This is a genomic window from Microbacterium pseudoresistens (assembly GCF_013409745.1).
In the GTDB taxonomy this organism is placed as follows: Bacteria; Actinomycetota; Actinomycetes; order Actinomycetales; family Microbacteriaceae; genus Microbacterium; species Microbacterium pseudoresistens.
Map to the genome: position 1 here is coordinate 2,037,933 of NZ_JACCBH010000001.1, position 14,491 is coordinate 2,052,423.

Below are 14,491 nucleotides of genomic sequence, written 5' to 3' on the forward strand. Positions count from 1 at the left end.
GACGGACATTCGGCACGAGCGAGACAGCGGAACGGCGGCATGCGGCGCCTCCGGAGATGGGTGGAATCGATGGCGCGCGCGAGCACTCCTCCTTCTGTCATCCCCGAGATCTTCGTTCCCTTCTGGGGGGATCCCGCGCTTCTCTACGAAACGATCGAGTCGGTGCGTCGCCAGCACATCGTCGACTGGCGCATGACGATCCTCGACGACTGCTATCCCGACGACTCCGTCGCCGCGCACTTCGCAGCGCTCGATGACGATCGCATCGTGTACGTGCGCAACGAGCACAATCTCGGAATCACGGAGAACTACCGCGAAGCGATCCGGCGCGCTCAGGGCGACTACATCACGATCCTCGGTTGCGACGATCTGCTGCACCCGAACTACCTCGACACGATCAGCCGCACGCTCCACGTGGTGCCGGACGCGGATGTGATCCAGCCGGGAGTCCAGGTGATCGACGAGCACGGATCACTCGTGCGTCCGCTCGCCGATCGCGTCAAGCAAGGACTGCTCGCCCCGCGAGGCGGCGAAGGCATCGCGGTGCTCTCGGGGCAGGCGATGGCCACGAGCCTGATCCGCGGAGACTGGCTGTACTGGCCCTCCCTCACATTCAAGACGGAGACGCTGCGACGCATCGACTTTCGCGACGGGTTGCCCATCATCCAGGATCTCGCGCTGCTGATGGACATCGCCTTCGACGGAGGCACGCTCGCCTTCAATCCCGAGGCGGCCTTCTCCTACCGGCGCCATGCAGGCAGCGCCTCTCAGAAGACCCTCCTCGACGGTCGACGGTTTCGGGACGAGCGCACGTACTACGCCGAGGCCGTCAGGATCGCCGATCGGCAGGGCTGGTCGCGCACGCGGCGCACTGCGCGAGTCCGCCTGATGTCCCGATTGCACGGAGTCTCCGAGCTCCCGATGGTCCTCAGGCGAGGAACAAGCGCCGGGATACAATCGACGCTGTCCCATATCTTCGCGCCGTGACATCTTGCGGCCGCGACGCGCGCGCATCCGTACGACGGGAGATCCGCTTCCATGACTGAACACGTCCTCATCACCGGTGGTGCCGGCTTCATCGGCTCACGACTCGCACGCCGGCTGGTCTCCGAAGGTCATGAGGTGACGGTTCTGGACGCCCTGATCCCGCAGGTGCACGGAGACGAGCCGGAGAAGACCTCGTCGTTGCTGCGGTCTCTCGACGGGATCGCCACGGTCAAGCGCGGATCGGTCACCGACCGCGATGCACTGCGCGACGCTCTGGTCGGAGTCACCGCCGTCGTCCACCTCGCGGCGGAGACCGGGACGGGTCAGTCGATGTATGAGATCGACCGCTACGTCGAGGCGAACGTCGGTGGCACGGCGCGACTGCTCGACCTTCTGACGAACGAGCCGCACATGGTCAAGCGCATCGTCATCGCCTCTTCGCGCTCCATCTACGGCGAGGGCTCCTACCGCACCGCCGACGGGCGCACGGTGTACCCGTCACACCGTGCCGACGACGACATGGCGGCCGGCGACTTCCAGGTCCACATGCCCGGCGAAGGCGAGCTGACGCTGATCCCCACCGACGAGTCCGCGAAGCTGCATCCGTCCTCGGTGTACGGCATCACCAAGCAGATGCAGGAATCGCTCATCATGACAGTGGCGCCGACCATCGGCATCGAGCCGGTGGCGCTGCGATATCAGAACGTCTACGGTCCGGGGCAATCGCTGAAGAACCCGTACACGGGAATCCTCTCGATCTTCTCGACGCTGATCCGGCAGGGCAAGGCCATCAACATCTTCGAAGACGGTCGGGAGAGCCGGGACTTCGTCTACATCGATGATGTCGTGGAGGCCACGTTCCTCGCCGTCACGCACCCGTCCGCGCCGGGAGAGACGCTCAACGTCGGCTCTGGAGTGGCCACGACGGTCACCGAAGTCGTCGGAGCCTTGTTCACGGCCTTCCGCACGGAGGTGCCGACGCATATCACCGGCAATTACCGTCTCGGGGACATCAGGCACAACGTGGCCGATACCGGACGCCTCCGCACCGTGCTCGGGTTCGAACCGGCGACGTCCTTCTCCGAGGGGGTCCAGCGCTTCGTGGATTGGGTCCTCACCGAGCCGGTCGAAGAGGACACCTATCAGAAGTCGCTCGACGAGATGGCCTCCCGGAATCTGCTGAAGTGAGTGCCGCACGGGTTCTCGATGGGGAGCCCTATCCCTATCGACGGAACAGCCTGAACCTGTTCCGTCTCATCTTGGCGGCCATCGTGCTGTTCGCCCACAGCTGGTACATCGCAGGGCGGGGGACCGGGCCGCTGATCCACGGTGAGAACCTCGGCGGCTGGGCCGTCGCCGGATTCTTCGTGCTCAGCGGATTCCTCATCACCAGGAGCCGTCTGCGCACCTCGGCGGGAGACTACCTGCTCCACAGGGTCGCCCGTATCTACCCGGCGTTCCTCGTCTGCCTGCTGGTCACCGCCGGACTCTTCGGGCCGATCGCGGCGCTGCTGGAGCACGGCACGCTCGCGGGATACCTCAGCACCCCGGTGACGCCGTTCCAATACGTCTGGGGAAACCTCGGACTCGCCGTGTCGAGCTACGACATCGGCGCGACTCTCGACACCGTGCCCTATCCGAACGCGTGGAACGGGTCGCTGTGGACCCTGTACTACGAGTTCCTCTGCTACCTCACGGTCTGGGTTCTGGGAGCATGGGCGCTGTTCCGGCGCTCGATCCTCCCGGCGTTCATCCTCTTCGCGCTGAGCGTCCTGGTCTGGGCGAACCTCGGATTCCTCGCCCGTTTCGGACTCGACCCCAGCTTCGGGCTGTTGTTCAAGCTGCTGCCCTTCTTCCTCGGCGGCGCATGCGCCTACTTCATCGTCGATCGGTTCGGCATCAACCGGTGGATCGCCATTGCCACGATCGTCATCGCTGTCGCACTGATCGTGCTCGTCCCGGGCTGGGGCGGACAGGTCTCGGCGCCGTTCCTCACGTACGGCCTGCTCTTCCTCTCGACCGTGATCCCGCAACCCCGATGGATCGCGAAGAATGACATCTCCTACGGGTTCTACATCTACGCGTGGCCGGTCCAGCAGCTGATGGTGCTCGCCGGCGGACTGCGGTGGGGCATGGTGGTGTACATCATTCTCACGATCGTGGGGACGGTGATTCTCGCAGCAGCGAGTTGGTTCCTCATCGAGCGACCCAGCATGCAACGCGTGCGGCACCGACGCGAGCCCGCCGCGACCATCGCGCCCGCAGCCAGCTGACAATCGGAGGACTTCACCGTGGCACGCATCTTCGTCGACCTTCTCTCGCTGACCGGGAAGAAGGGGGGCATGGAGACGTACGCCCGAGAGCTATACACCCAGCTCGGCGCGCTCGCTCCTCAGCACGAGTACATCGGGTACTTCAGCAAGGAGGGGTGGGAACTGGACAGGAGCTGGTTCCCGGGAGAGGGGATCGCATCGGGGATCAGCGGTGAGAACCGCTTCGCCTGGGCGTGGGGAGAGCTGCGCTGCGGACGCGCAGCCGCGAAGGCGGGGGCGGATCTGCTCCATTCTCCGATGACTCTCGGGCCCGCTCGCACTCGGATGCCCGCGGTCATCTCCATGCACGACATGCTGTACTGGAGCCATCCGCAATACATGTCGACGCCGCTGTACACCCAGCCGGTCAAGGTCATGGAGCGTCTCGCGGCGCGGAACGCGACGCGCATCCTCACGATCAGCGAGGTCTCGCGCGCGGCGATTCAGCAGTACCTCAAGGTTCCTGGTGATCGCATCGACCTCGTCCCGTTGTCCGGTACGCCGCTGGATGGCGTCGACCGCACGCGCGCGTCGGAGAACGGGCCGATGGTGCTCGCGACCGGAAACCGACGTCCGCACAAGAACTGGCCATCACTGATCCGCGCGCTGCCGCTCATCGACCCCGCCGAGCGTCCGCGGGTCGTGGTCACGGGGAGCCACGGCGATGACCCGTTGCTGGAGGTCGTGGCAGAGACGCAGATGCAGGATTGGGTGGATCTGCGCAGCTGGGTCGATACCGATGAGATGCGCGAGCTGTACTCGACGGCGACCGTGCTCGCGATGCCCTCCTTCGCCGACGGCTTCTCCTTGCCCGCGCTCGAGGCGATGATGGCCGGCCTGCCGGTCATGATGAGCGACATCCCCGTCTACCACGAGGTGGTCGGCGATGTCGCCCTGTTCATCGATCCGACGGATCTGGACTCGATCGCCGCCGCGATGCGCACAGCGGCGACGTCGCCCGAACTGATGGCTCAGCTGACGGAGCGCGGATACGAGCGCGCCGCCGCCTTCTCGTGGGAGAGGACGGCGCGGGGCACTCTCGCGTCGTTCGAACGGGCGCTGAAGGGTCGTTGACCGGAGTTCCGGTTCGTCGTGAGCCGGGGCGTCAGCCCGCGGCGACCCGTTCGACGGTTTCGGCGACCAGATCGAGACCGTCGCGCACCGGGTAGTGATGGTTGCCGATGAACAGCCCGTCCACGTGGACTTTGTCGGCGGCGGGCAGCTCGTCGGGCACGATGGCATCGAGGTGCTTCATCACGGGGTTGCGGGTGAAGTTTCCCGCGACGATGGGGCGCGATTCGATCCCGGCCTCGTCGAAGGCGGTGACGAGTTCGGCGCGGCGCCCGGCCAGTGCGCCCTCCAGGACCATCGAGAACCCGAACCAGCTGCTCTCTCCGGTCTCTTTCTGCAGTCTGACGGCGGGGATGCCGGAGAAGCGCTCCTGGAAGTACTCGGCGTTCTCGCGGCGACCGGCGATCAGGTCCGGGATCTTCTTGAGCTGCTCCAGTCCCAGCGCCCCTTCCATCTCGAGCGGCCGCACGTTGTAGCCGGGCAGCACGAAACGGAACAGGTCATCCCAGGCGTTGCCGGATTTGTCGTGCACGTGGTTCTCGGCAGGCAGGTCTCTGGTCCAGCCGTGCGAGCGCAGCGAGAGCATCTCCTGGTAGAGCTGTTCGTCGTCCGTCAGGATGATTCCTCCCTCCATCGTGGCGATGTGGTGGGAGAAGAACGAGCTGAAGGTGCCCGCGAGTCCCGCGGTTCCGGTCACGATGCCGTCGGAGACGGCTCCGAGGGACTCGCAGTTGTCCTCGAGAAGAACCAGTCCGTGCGCTTCGGCGAGGGCACGCAGCCGTGTGAGGTCGTTCGGGTTCCCGAGAAGGTTGACGGCGAAGACGGCCTTTGTGCGAGGTCCGACCGCCTTCTCGAGGAGGTCGAGGTCGACGTTCAGAGTGTCGATGTCGATGTCGACGAACTTCGGCCGCAACCCGTACTGCGTCAGGGGGTAATACGTCGTCGGCCAGGACACCGCGGGGACCAGGACTTCGTCACCGCGGGCGAGATCGAATCTCGGATCGACGACGGCCGCCGCCACCGCGATGAGGTTGGCAGAGCTGCCGGAGTTGACCATGACACCGAACCCGGCGCCGAAATGGGCGGCGAAGGCGCCTTCGAACTCCTTCACCAGAGGGCCCATGGTGAACCGACCGCTCTCCGTCACGCGTCGGATCGCGGAGTACTCCGCGTCGTCCCAGGTGGACGTGGCGAGCGGGTAGGCGGGTGTCTTCGTCATCGGATGTCTCCATCGGCAATCTGTCGTAGGTAGGACTCGTAGCAGGCGGTCATGCCGTCTGCCATGGTCGTCTGGGCATGCCATCCATGCTCGCGTGCGGACGTGGAATCGAGCAGCCGCTGCGGCACCCCGCTGGGCTTGGACTCGTCGAAATCGAGCCGTCCGCTGTAGCCGACCACGTCACGGGCGATCTCGTAGTACTCGCGGATGCTGTGGTCGACGCCGGCGCCGATGTTCATGACCGACGGCCAGGAATCGATGCTCTCGATCTCGCCCGCGATCCAGCCGGCGAGGTCAGGAGCATAGGTGAACTCACGACGCGCCGTCCCGTCTCCCCAGACCTCGACGGTCTCGGAGTCGCGTGCGGCGGCCTCGTGCGTCTTGCGGAGCGCGGAGGCGATGAGATGCGCGCGCTCGGGGTGGAACGTGTCCCGCGGGCCGTACAGGTTGGACGGAAGCAGCGATCGATACGCGCGACCATCCTGCGAGGAGGCGTACCCGACGGCGGTGAGGCCGGCGAGCTTCGCGAGGCCGTAGCCTTCGTTCGCGGGTTCGAGGCGACCGGAGAAGAGCTGGCCCTCACGGATCGGGTTGGTAGCAGACGCCGGGTAGACGGCGGCGCTCGCGATGTACAGCATGCGCGGGACATCGGAGCGCGTTGCGGCATCGATGACCGATGAGTCGATCCGGAGGTTGTCGAGCAGATAGGGAAGCGGGCGCGCGACCTTGTCGGCGATACCCCCCACTCTGGCGGCGGCATGGATGACGAGGTCAGGTGCGCAGTCGCTCATCGCAGCACGGGTCGCCGCAGCATCGCGCAGATCGAGGTCCGCGCTGCGCCAGCCGACGATCTCGTCATCGGGGCGTTGGCGTTGCCATGCCTCGGCGATGCTGGAGCCGAGCATGCCGCCCGCACCGGTCAGCAGGACGCGCACGTGGCGTCAGCTCTGAACCTGATCGACGAAGTGCCTGCCCTCGATCTCGAGGGCGGCGACGTCGGCGTCGACCATGATCTGCGCGAGGCGCGGTGTGAGGACCTTGGGCTCCCATCCGAGGAGATCCTTTGCCCTGCCGTAGTCGCCGATCAGCGCGTCGACCTCGGTCGGGCGCAGGTAGCGCTCATCGAAGCGAACGTGCTTCTCCCAGTCGAGACCGGCGTGCGCGAAGGAGAACTGCAGGAAGTCCTTCACCGTGTACGCGGTGTTGGTGGCGAGCACATAGTCCGTCGGCTCGTCGTGCTGGAGCATGCGCCACATGCCCTCGACGTACTCCGGCGCATAGCCCCAGTCGCGCACGGCGTCGAGGTTGCCCAGGTAGAGCTCGTCCTGGAGGCCGGCCTTGATGCGTGCCACTGCCCTGGTGATCTTGCGCGTGACGAACGTTCCGCCGCGTCGCGGGGACTCGTGGTTGAACAGGATGCCGTTGACCGCGAAGAGGTCGTAGGCCTCGCGGTAGTTCCGAGTGATCCAGTACGAGTAGACCTTGGCGACGCCATAGGGCGAACGCGGGTAGAACGGCGTCTCCTCGTTCTGCGGCGGCGGGGTCGCGCCGAACATCTCGGAACTGGATGCCTGATAGAAGCGGCAGTCGATGTGCGCCGCCCTGATCGCTTCGAGCAGCCGGGTCGTACCCATTCCGGTGATGTCGCCCGTGTATTCGGGTTCGTCGAAACTGACACGGACGTGGGACTGCGCGGCCAGGTTGTACACCTCGTGCGGCTGGATCTCGTTGAGAAGCGTGACCAGACGGGAACCGTCTGCGAGGTCGGCGAAGTGAAGGAAGAGGCGATGGTCCTCGGCCTGGGCCGGCTGGTAGACGTGATCGATGCGCTGAGTGTTGAACGAGGACGACCGGCGGATCAGGCCGTGCACCTCGTAGCCCTTCTCCAGGAGCAACTCGGCGAGGTAACTGCCATCCTGGCCGGTGATGCCGGTGATGAGTGCGCGCTTGGGCGACTGGCTGTCGGTCATGAGGCGAAGGCTCCTGGATTGCAGATGAGAACGAGGCGAAAGGCTCGGAACAGTCTAGCCGAGGGCGTTGCGGCTGCCTGGAACGCCGCCGACGGAGCGGTGCAGCAGCCCGGCGACGTGGACGATGAGACCGAGAAGAGCCGGAACGGTCAGCGCGACGTTCACGCGCAGCGCGAAATCCCAGGGCATGAGCAGACCGACGACGGTGAGCGCAGCGGCGATCGCCCACCCGAGGATGTTGCGCGAGTGCTGACGACGGGCGACGAGGGCGGCGCCCGTGATCGACAGCAGCGCCACAAGGCCTGCGCTGACGAGGATGATCGCCATCGTCACGGCGTCGATGGTGTACTTCCCGGCCGACAACACGCTGATCAGCCACGGGCCTGCGGCCGCCGCGAGGGCGGCGAGCGCCAGGATCACGAGGATCGCGAGACCGAGCACTCCGAGCACGCGTCGAGACGGATCGTGCTTGCGGTCGCGGAAGACGGCGGAGATCAGAAAGCTCTGCAATGCCAGGACCGGGACGACGATCGGTGCACGGGACAACGTGATCGCAAGCATGATGGCCCCGAGGGAGGTCGCCGGTTCCTGCGCAGCGGTGATTCCGATGATCAGAGGCAAGCCCGAGATCATCGCTCCGGTGCACGCGGCGGCGCCGACGGTGCTCATGATGTTGCGCGACAACGCGGGCAGTGAGACGTCCAGAGCGAACCGCCCCACCACGCGTCGGCGGGTGACGATCCACAGCAGCAGGAATGCGAGTCCGAAGGGGAACGCGATCCCGCAGGCGAGCCAGATCGGCGGAAGTCCGAGAACGAGCGCGGCGCCGAGCAGGAGAACACGGAGTGCGGCATCGGTCACCGTCAGCAGAGCGGCGTCACGCCAGAGGTGCAGTCCGTAGAAGACGCCTCCGAGCACGGCGGTCATGAGATACCCGATGAGACCGATGCCCAGCACGAGAGCGAGCGCGAACCCGTTGATGGGCACAGTCGTCGCGCCGAGGACCAGCCCGAGGACGATGCTCGCCCCGACCACGACGATGCTCGCTCCCACCGTGAAGCGGCGGAGCACGGTGTTCGGAGGGTGGTCGGTCGAGGGGCGTGCTGCGCGAGAGACCTCCTGCTGGACCCCCGACATCGTGGCGACGCAGAGATAGACGGCGGACCAGGTCACGGAGAACGAGACGTACGAACTGTTCGAGAGGAACGCGGGGGCGAGGAGCTGGACGACATACCCGAACGCGCCGGCGACGGCGGTGGCGAGAAGAATCCACCGCAGTCCGGCGGAGGCGGTGTGCGATGAGGTCATCTGGCGTCGTCTGGGCCCTGCTCGCCGCGGTCATCGCCGGACGGATCGCGAAGCGCCTCGACATCCGCCCGGAGCAGCGCAACCTCTTCCGCGACGCGACGGACTTCGTCCTCCGCCTGCGAGAGCTCCCAGGAGAGGTGGAGCGCGACGCCGACGAGAAGCACCAGGGCGAGCGCGAAGATCAGGTTCGAGGGGACCTCGACGTTCAGCAATCCTGAGAGACCGACGAGCAGCCCGGGGAAGATCGCGAGCACGAGGATGGCGACGCCGATGAACAGCCAGATGATCGCGTACTTCTCACGCAGCTGTCTCTTGAGGAGGAGCATGAGGATGACGCCGAGGACGGCGAGCGAGAAGGCGATGCCCACGACCACGATCACGACGTGCGCTCCTTGGTTCTGCGACCGCGAAGCAGCGCCAGGGCGAGCGCGAAAGCGGCGCGGAAGAGGTAGCGCGCCGCCGCGAGCGGATTGTGACTGGGCTGGCCATGGGCTCGGGGCCTCATCGCCACGGGGACCTGCGTCACCGTCAGTCCCGCGTGGATCGCTCCCACGAGGGAATCGATCGTGTCACCGAGATACTCGGCCGGGTAGAACCGCACGTACTGATCGATGGCGCGACGATTCGCGGCACGGAACCCGGAGGTCACGTCGGTGAGGCGGACGCCGCTGATCCGAGACAGAACGGCGGCGAGCATCTTCATCGCCCAACGACGGGGTCCTCTGGCCTTGTAGTCGCCGACGTCGGCGAAGCGGGCGGCGATCGATATGTCCGCATCGCTCAGACCCGCGAGCACCGCGGCGATGTCCGCGGGGTTGTGCTGCCCGTCGGCATCGACCTGGATGGCTTGCGAGTAGCCATGGCGCTGCGCATACGTGAAGCCGGTCCGCATCGCACCGCCGACCCCCATGTTGAAGGGGAGAATGACGACTCGTGCTCCTGCTGCCGCTGCGACGGCCGCGGTGGCATCGGTCGACCCGTCGTCGATCACGAGCACGTCGTACGCAGGGTCCGCGTCGCGGATCTCGCGAACCGTGTTCGCCACGTTCTGCTCTTCGTTCCACGCGGGGACGATGATGAGCGCGCGCTCGCGGGGGGATGCCATGGTGGCATGATTCTATCCGGTTCGTCCTGGCCGCTCGGTCGACGCGCAGGCGCCCGCGCCTAGGATGGATGCTGTTCTGCTCCGCGCCCTGCGCGTGAGGAAGGGAAAAGATGGATCTCCTCATCGTCGGGTCGGGTTTTTTCGGCCTCACCATCGCCGAGCGCGCCGCCGCCGCCGGCCGCAAGGTCACCGTCATCGACCGCCGTCACCACATCGGCGGCAACGCGTACAGCGAGGACGAACCGACCACGGGCATCGAGGTGCACCGTTACGGGGCGCACCTGTTCCACACCTCCAACGCCACGGTGTGGGAGTACGTGAACCGGTTCACGACCTTCACCGATTACGTGCACCGCGTGTACTCGACGCACAAGGGCGTCGTCTACCCGCTGCCGATCAACCTCGGCACGATCAACCAGTTCTTCCAGGCGGCGTACTCGCCCGCCGAGGCGCGCGCCCTCATCGCCGAGCAGGCGGGGGAGTTCGACGCCGCCGAGGCCAAGAACCTCGAGGAGCGGGGCATCGCGCTCATCGGTCGGCCGCTGTTCGAAGCGTTCATCCGCGACTACACGGCCAAGCAGTGGCAGACCGACGCGCGCGAGCTTCCCGCATCGATCATCAGCCGCCTGCCGGTGCGGTACACGTACGACAACCGCTACTTCAACGACACGTGGGAGGGACTGCCCACCGACGGCTACACGGCGTGGCTGGAGCGGATGGCCGACCACCCCAACATCGACGTCGTGCTCGAGGTCGACTTCTTCGACGAGTTGCAGCCGCTGAACAAGAGGGCCACGGTCGGCCAGCTCCCGGTGGTGTACACCGGGCCGGTCGACCGCTACTTCGACTACGCCGAGGGTGAGCTGGGCTGGCGCACCATCGACCTCGAGCAGGAGGTGCTCGAGGTGGGCGACTTCCAGGGCACGTCGGTGATGAACTATCCGGATGCCGATGTGCCGTACACGCGCATCCACGAGTTCCGTCATTTCCATCCCGAACGGGCCGACCGCTATCCGACGGACAAGACCGTGATCATGCGGGAGTTCTCGCGTTTCGCCGAGCGCGGCGACGAGCCGTACTACCCGGTCAACACCGCCGCCGACCGCGAGGGTCTGCTGGCCTACCGCGAGCTCGCCAAGGGCGAGAAGGACGTGCTGTTCGGCGGACGGCTGGGCACCTACCAGTACCTCGACATGCACATGGCCATCGGCTCGGCGCTGTCGATGTGGAACAACCAACTGGCATGACGCGCATGGATGCCCCCTCGCTATGATCGGCTCGTGGGGATGACGGCGAAGAACGCGGCGATCACGCCGCGGCGCTACCTGCATTCGCTATGGCTGCTCTCGGCGCGCGATCTCAAGGTGCGCTACGCCACCAGCTTCCTCGGCTACCTGTGGTCGGTGCTGGATCCGCTCATCATGAGCGCGATCTACTGGTTCGTGTTCACCCAGGTCTTTCATCGCACGGTCGGCGAAGAGCCGTACATCCTCTTCCTCATCACCGCCCTGCTGCCGTGGGTGTGGTTCAACACCTCGGTGGGCGATTTCACCCGCGCGTTCCGCAAGGATGCGCGCCTGGTGCGCTCCACCGCGATTCCGCGCTCGATCTGGGTGAACCGCGTCGTGCTGACCAAGGGTGTGGAGTTCCTCTGCTCCATCCCGGTGCTCATCGTCTTCATCCTGTTCAACCTCGATCACGTGCACATCAATCCGGGGCTCCTCTGGTTCCCGGTGGGAGTGCTGCTGCAGACCATCCTGCTGATCGGACTCGGATTGCTCGTCGCACCGCTGTGCGTGCTGTTCTCCGACCTCGAGCGCACCACCGCGCTCATCCTGCGGGCGCTGTTCTACGCGTCGCCGGTGATCTACAGCGTCGCCGACCTGCCGGCCCCCTTCGACGTGCTCGGGGCGTTCAACCCGCTGGCGGGCATCTTCACGCTCTACCGCGTCGGGTTCTTCCCCGATCAGTGGCACACGACCCCGGTGATCATCGCGGTCGTCATGAGCGTGGGCTTCCTCGCCCTGGGGATGCTCGTGTTCCGCTCGCTCGAGCGCACGGTGCTCAAGGAGCTGTGACGTGAACGATCGACAGCCCGACGAGCAGCCCATGGCGATCGAGGTCGCCGACCTCGGCGTGCGCTTCCGCCGCAATCGTCGCGGCCGCCGCAGCTTCAAAGACCTCTTCGCCGGGCGGTCTCGCCGTTCGAGACCGGGCGAGTTCTGGGCGCTGCGCGACGTGTCGTTCCGCGTGCGCCAGGGCGAATCGATCGGCGTGGTCGGGCGCAACGGCCAGGGCAAGTCGACGCTGCTCAAGCTCGTCGCCGGGGTGCTGCTGCCCGATGAGGGATCCGTGCGGCTGCATGGCGGCGTGGCGCCGCTGATCGAGATCACCGGCGGCTTCGTCGGCGACCTCACGGTGCGCGAGAACGTGCGCCTCACCGCGGGCCTGCACGGCATGAGCCGCGCCGAGATCGCCGAGCGCTACGACGACATCATCGCCTTCGCCGAGCTCGCCGACTTCCAGGAGACGCCGTACAAACACCTGTCGAACGGGATGAAGGTGCGCCTCGCCTTCTCCGTGGTCTCCAAGCTCGACGAGCCGATCCTGCTCGTCGACGAGGTGCTCGCCGTCGGCGACAAGGCCTTCCGCGACAAGTGCTACCGGCGCATCGACGAACTGCTCGCCGACAACCGCACGCTGTTCTTCGTCTCGCACAACGAGCGTGACCTGCGGCGCTTCTGCTCCCGCGGCCTCTACCTCGACAAGGGCGGTCTTGTACTCGACGGCACGATCGACGAGGTGCTCGACCGGTACAACGCGGACCAGGCGCACTGAGCGCCGCACGCAGGGTTCAACCGAGGAGTGCGACCAGACCGTTCAGCGCCTGACGGGCCCCGTCGACGGCGCCGCTCGCATCGCCCGACGCCGCGGCGGAGCGCAACTGGCTGAGGCTGTCGGCGTACGTTCCGAGCGCAGAATGCCACGCGTCGGCGATCGAGGAGGGCGGCACCGCCCCGGCGAGGCGCTGCGCATCCTCCTGCAGCTGATCGACGAACTGCCTGGCCTCTTCGCCCGATGCGGAGGCGATCATGGTCAGCCCCGTGTCGGCATCCGTGAGGCGCGGGGTGACCTTGTCGCGGAATACGCCCAGTTCCGGGTCGGGAACCGGCGGGGCGGGGGGCGTCGTCGGCTCCGAGGTCGGGGTCGGCGACGGGGGAGTGGTCGCGGTCGGGCTCGGGCTGGTCGTGGGCGTCGCGCTGGCAGACGCCGAGGGCGAATCGGTGGGGGCCGGCGTGTCGCCGCCGCGCGGGATGAGGAAGAACACCAGCACCGCGACGACCACGAGCACGGCGAGGATCAGCGCGGTGATGAGCGCGACGCGAGGGCCACGACGCTTCTCCTCGGCGAACTCCCAACGGATCTCCGGTTCCCGGCGCGGGTCGTGTTCGCTCATCTCAGGCCTCCAAGGGGCTCATAGGACGCCAGGTGCGATCCCGTCCGATCCTTCCGCCGTCGCGCAGCCCCCGGAAGAGGTTGCTCGTGCCGCGCGCGGTGCGCTCGACGAACAGCAGGCGGATGATCTCCTTCACGAAGGTCATCGTCGTCCCGAGCCCGAACACCACGGGGTTGTACACGCCGTGATGGCGGTAATACTGCTTGATGTATGCCCGGTTGCGCATGATGTAGTAGCGGTAGGCGTTGCTGGAGGCGTTCATGTGCCGTACGCCCATGTCCCACTGCTTGATCTCGCGGGTGCGGCGCAGCACGAAGTCCTCGACCACGACGGACATGGTCTTGCGCGAGGCCAGCCAGCCGTACACCTGGTCGTCCCAGTAGATGAAGAACCGCGGATCGGGCAGCCCGATCTGCTGCACGATCGAGCGGTGGATGAACATGCCCTCGAAGCATCCGCTGTTCATCCGCTTGAAGCCGGTCTCATCGAATCCGGCCGGGGCGAACGGAATGGGGATGCCCATGCGCTCGGCGATGCGGTACTGCCAGTAGAACGCGCTGCCGTCGTAGTCGTAGCGCCGGCCCTGGATGCTCTTGAACCGCGGGGCCCACGCGCCCATCCGGGCGAGGCCGTCCGGCAGCACTTCGACGTCGTCGTCCATCAGCCAGATCCACTCGGAGCCCAGCTCGTACGCCGTGCGCATGCCCTCGCTGAAGCCCCCGGATCCGCCCGTGTTCGTCTCGAGCTTGCGGTAGACGATCTCGGTGCCGATCTCGGCGCGGACGGAGTCGACGACCTCGGTCGTGTCGTCCGAGGAGGCGTTGTCGATGATGACGACCCGGCCCGGCTTCGGATCCATCGCCGCGATGCTCGTCAGGAGCCTGCGCAGCAGACCCGAGCGGTTGAAGGTCACCACGACGATGCTCGCGGCGCTCGGATCGAACGCGGCGCCGGTCATGACGTCGCTCCGCCCCTGATGGGACGACGGATGCTCGGGGCGGCGTGCGTCGGGCGGGCGCGATGCAGGAGGGGGTGAGTCACGGGTGGGGCTCCGGAAAGTTC

Annotated in this window: 15 protein-coding genes; 7 read left to right on the forward strand and 8 right to left on the reverse strand. The window is 66.4% G+C overall.

Going from position 1 to position 14,491, the window contains the following annotated elements:
• Positions 1-69: 69 nt before the first annotated feature.
• The 4 genes from BKA02_RS10065 to BKA02_RS10080 are packed head-to-tail and all read left to right on the forward strand — an operon-like array spanning position 70 to position 4,373.
• On the forward strand, positions 70-987 hold the full coding sequence (locus BKA02_RS10065; protein WP_179433679.1) for a glycosyltransferase: 918 nt from the start codon (positions 70-72) through the stop codon (positions 985-987).
• Between the two features lie 51 nt (positions 988-1,038).
• Positions 1,039-2,175, forward strand: coding sequence for an NAD-dependent epimerase/dehydratase family protein (locus BKA02_RS10070; RefSeq protein WP_179433681.1), 1,137 nt, complete (start codon positions 1,039-1,041; stop codon positions 2,173-2,175).
• On the forward strand, positions 2,172-3,260 hold the full coding sequence (locus BKA02_RS10075) for an acyltransferase family protein (protein WP_179433683.1): 1,089 nt from the start codon (positions 2,172-2,174) through the stop codon (positions 3,258-3,260). Before BKA02_RS10070 ends, BKA02_RS10075 begins: the two co-directional genes overlap by 4 nt.
• Before the next feature lie 18 nt (positions 3,261-3,278).
• On the forward strand, positions 3,279-4,373 hold the full coding sequence (locus tag BKA02_RS10080; RefSeq protein ID WP_179433685.1) for a glycosyltransferase: 1,095 nt from the start codon (positions 3,279-3,281) through the stop codon (positions 4,371-4,373).
• Positions 4,374-4,404: 31 nt separating this feature from the next.
• On the opposite strand, the gene BKA02_RS10085 is transcribed toward BKA02_RS10080, so the two are convergent.
• From BKA02_RS10085 to BKA02_RS10110, 6 genes are read right to left on the reverse strand one after another with little or no spacing between them, the layout of a single operon-like run.
• Positions 4,405-5,589 (reverse strand): DegT/DnrJ/EryC1/StrS family aminotransferase, encoded by a 1,185-nt coding sequence (locus BKA02_RS10085; RefSeq protein ID WP_179433687.1) that lies wholly within the window; start codon positions 5,587-5,589, stop codon positions 4,405-4,407.
• Positions 5,586-6,524, reverse strand: a complete 939-nt coding sequence (locus BKA02_RS10090; protein ID WP_179433689.1) for an NAD-dependent epimerase/dehydratase family protein — start codon at positions 6,522-6,524, stop codon at positions 5,586-5,588. The genes BKA02_RS10085 and BKA02_RS10090 overlap by 4 nt, the downstream gene beginning before the upstream one ends.
• A 6-nt stretch (positions 6,525-6,530) precedes the next feature.
• A complete protein-coding gene (gmd, locus tag BKA02_RS10095; RefSeq protein ID WP_179433691.1) occupies positions 6,531-7,559 on the reverse strand; it encodes a GDP-mannose 4,6-dehydratase in 1,029 nt (342 codons plus the stop codon).
• Between the two features lie 54 nt (positions 7,560-7,613).
• Complete coding sequence (locus BKA02_RS10100; protein ID WP_179433693.1) at positions 7,614-8,867, reverse strand: hypothetical protein; 1,254 nt, start codon at positions 8,865-8,867, stop codon at positions 7,614-7,616.
• Positions 8,864-9,247 carry a DUF2304 family protein gene (locus BKA02_RS10105; RefSeq protein WP_179433695.1) on the reverse strand — a complete coding sequence of 128 codons (384 nt, stop codon included), beginning with the start codon at positions 9,245-9,247 and terminating at the stop codon, positions 8,864-8,866. The genes BKA02_RS10100 and BKA02_RS10105 overlap by 4 nt, the downstream gene beginning before the upstream one ends.
• The gene (locus BKA02_RS10110) at positions 9,244-9,972 is read right to left on the reverse strand and encodes a glycosyltransferase family 2 protein (RefSeq protein ID WP_179433697.1); all 729 of its coding nucleotides are present in this window, start codon (positions 9,970-9,972) and stop codon (positions 9,244-9,246) included. The genes BKA02_RS10105 and BKA02_RS10110 overlap by 4 nt, the downstream gene beginning before the upstream one ends.
• Before the next feature lie 110 nt (positions 9,973-10,082).
• On the opposite strand from BKA02_RS10110, the gene glf reads away from it, so the two are divergent.
• The 3 genes from glf to BKA02_RS10125 are packed head-to-tail and all read left to right on the forward strand — an operon-like array spanning position 10,083 to position 12,810.
• On the forward strand, positions 10,083-11,219 hold the full coding sequence (gene glf, locus BKA02_RS10115) for a UDP-galactopyranose mutase (RefSeq protein WP_179433699.1): 1,137 nt from the start codon (positions 10,083-10,085) through the stop codon (positions 11,217-11,219).
• A 39-nt stretch (positions 11,220-11,258) separates the two neighbouring features.
• Entirely contained in the window at positions 11,259-12,050 is a 792-nt protein-coding gene (locus BKA02_RS10120) for an ABC transporter permease (protein ID WP_179433701.1), read from the forward strand.
• 31 nt (positions 12,051-12,081) lie between these two features.
• Positions 12,082-12,810: an ABC transporter ATP-binding protein gene (locus tag BKA02_RS10125; RefSeq protein WP_179435388.1), complete on the forward strand. Its 729-nt coding sequence runs from the start codon at positions 12,082-12,084 to the stop codon at positions 12,808-12,810.
• A gap of 16 nt (positions 12,811-12,826) precedes the next feature.
• On the opposite strand, the gene BKA02_RS10130 is transcribed toward BKA02_RS10125, so the two are convergent.
• Positions 12,827-13,429, reverse strand: coding sequence for a hypothetical protein (locus tag BKA02_RS10130; RefSeq protein WP_179433703.1), 603 nt, complete (start codon positions 13,427-13,429; stop codon positions 12,827-12,829).
• Position 13,430: 1 nt separating this feature from the next.
• Complete coding sequence (locus BKA02_RS10135; RefSeq protein WP_179433705.1) at positions 13,431-14,387, reverse strand: glycosyltransferase family 2 protein; 957 nt, start codon at positions 14,385-14,387, stop codon at positions 13,431-13,433.
• Positions 14,388-14,491: the final 104 nt, after the last annotated feature.

Bases quoted from the DNA above. Each gene is read 5' to 3' on its own strand.
- BKA02_RS10065 (WP_179433679.1), top strand. From the start codon at position 70: ATGGCGCGCGCGAGCACTCCTCCTTCTGTCATCCCCGAGATCTTCGTT.
- BKA02_RS10070 (WP_179433681.1), top strand. From the start codon at position 1,039: ATGACTGAACACGTCCTCATCACCGGTGGTGCCGGCTTCATCGGCTCA.
- BKA02_RS10085 (WP_179433687.1), bottom strand. From the start codon at position 5,589: ATGACGAAGACACCCGCCTACCCGCTCGCCACGTCCACCTGGGACGAC.
- gmd (WP_179433691.1), bottom strand. From the start codon at position 7,559: ATGACCGACAGCCAGTCGCCCAAGCGCGCACTCATCACCGGCATCACC.
- BKA02_RS10100 (WP_179433693.1), bottom strand. From the start codon at position 8,867: ATGACCTCATCGCACACCGCCTCCGCCGGACTGCGGTGGATTCTTCTC.
- BKA02_RS10110 (WP_179433697.1), bottom strand. From the start codon at position 9,972: ATGGCATCCCCCCGCGAGCGCGCGCTCATCATCGTCCCCGCGTGGAAC.
- glf (WP_179433699.1), top strand. From the start codon at position 10,083: ATGGATCTCCTCATCGTCGGGTCGGGTTTTTTCGGCCTCACCATCGCC.
- BKA02_RS10120 (WP_179433701.1), top strand. From the start codon at position 11,259: ATGACGGCGAAGAACGCGGCGATCACGCCGCGGCGCTACCTGCATTCG.
- BKA02_RS10125 (WP_179435388.1), top strand. From the start codon at position 12,082: ATGGCGATCGAGGTCGCCGACCTCGGCGTGCGCTTCCGCCGCAATCGT.
- BKA02_RS10130 (WP_179433703.1), bottom strand. From the start codon at position 13,429: ATGAGCGAACACGACCCGCGCCGGGAACCGGAGATCCGTTGGGAGTTC.
- BKA02_RS10135 (WP_179433705.1), bottom strand. From the start codon at position 14,387: ATGACCGGCGCCGCGTTCGATCCGAGCGCCGCGAGCATCGTCGTGGTG.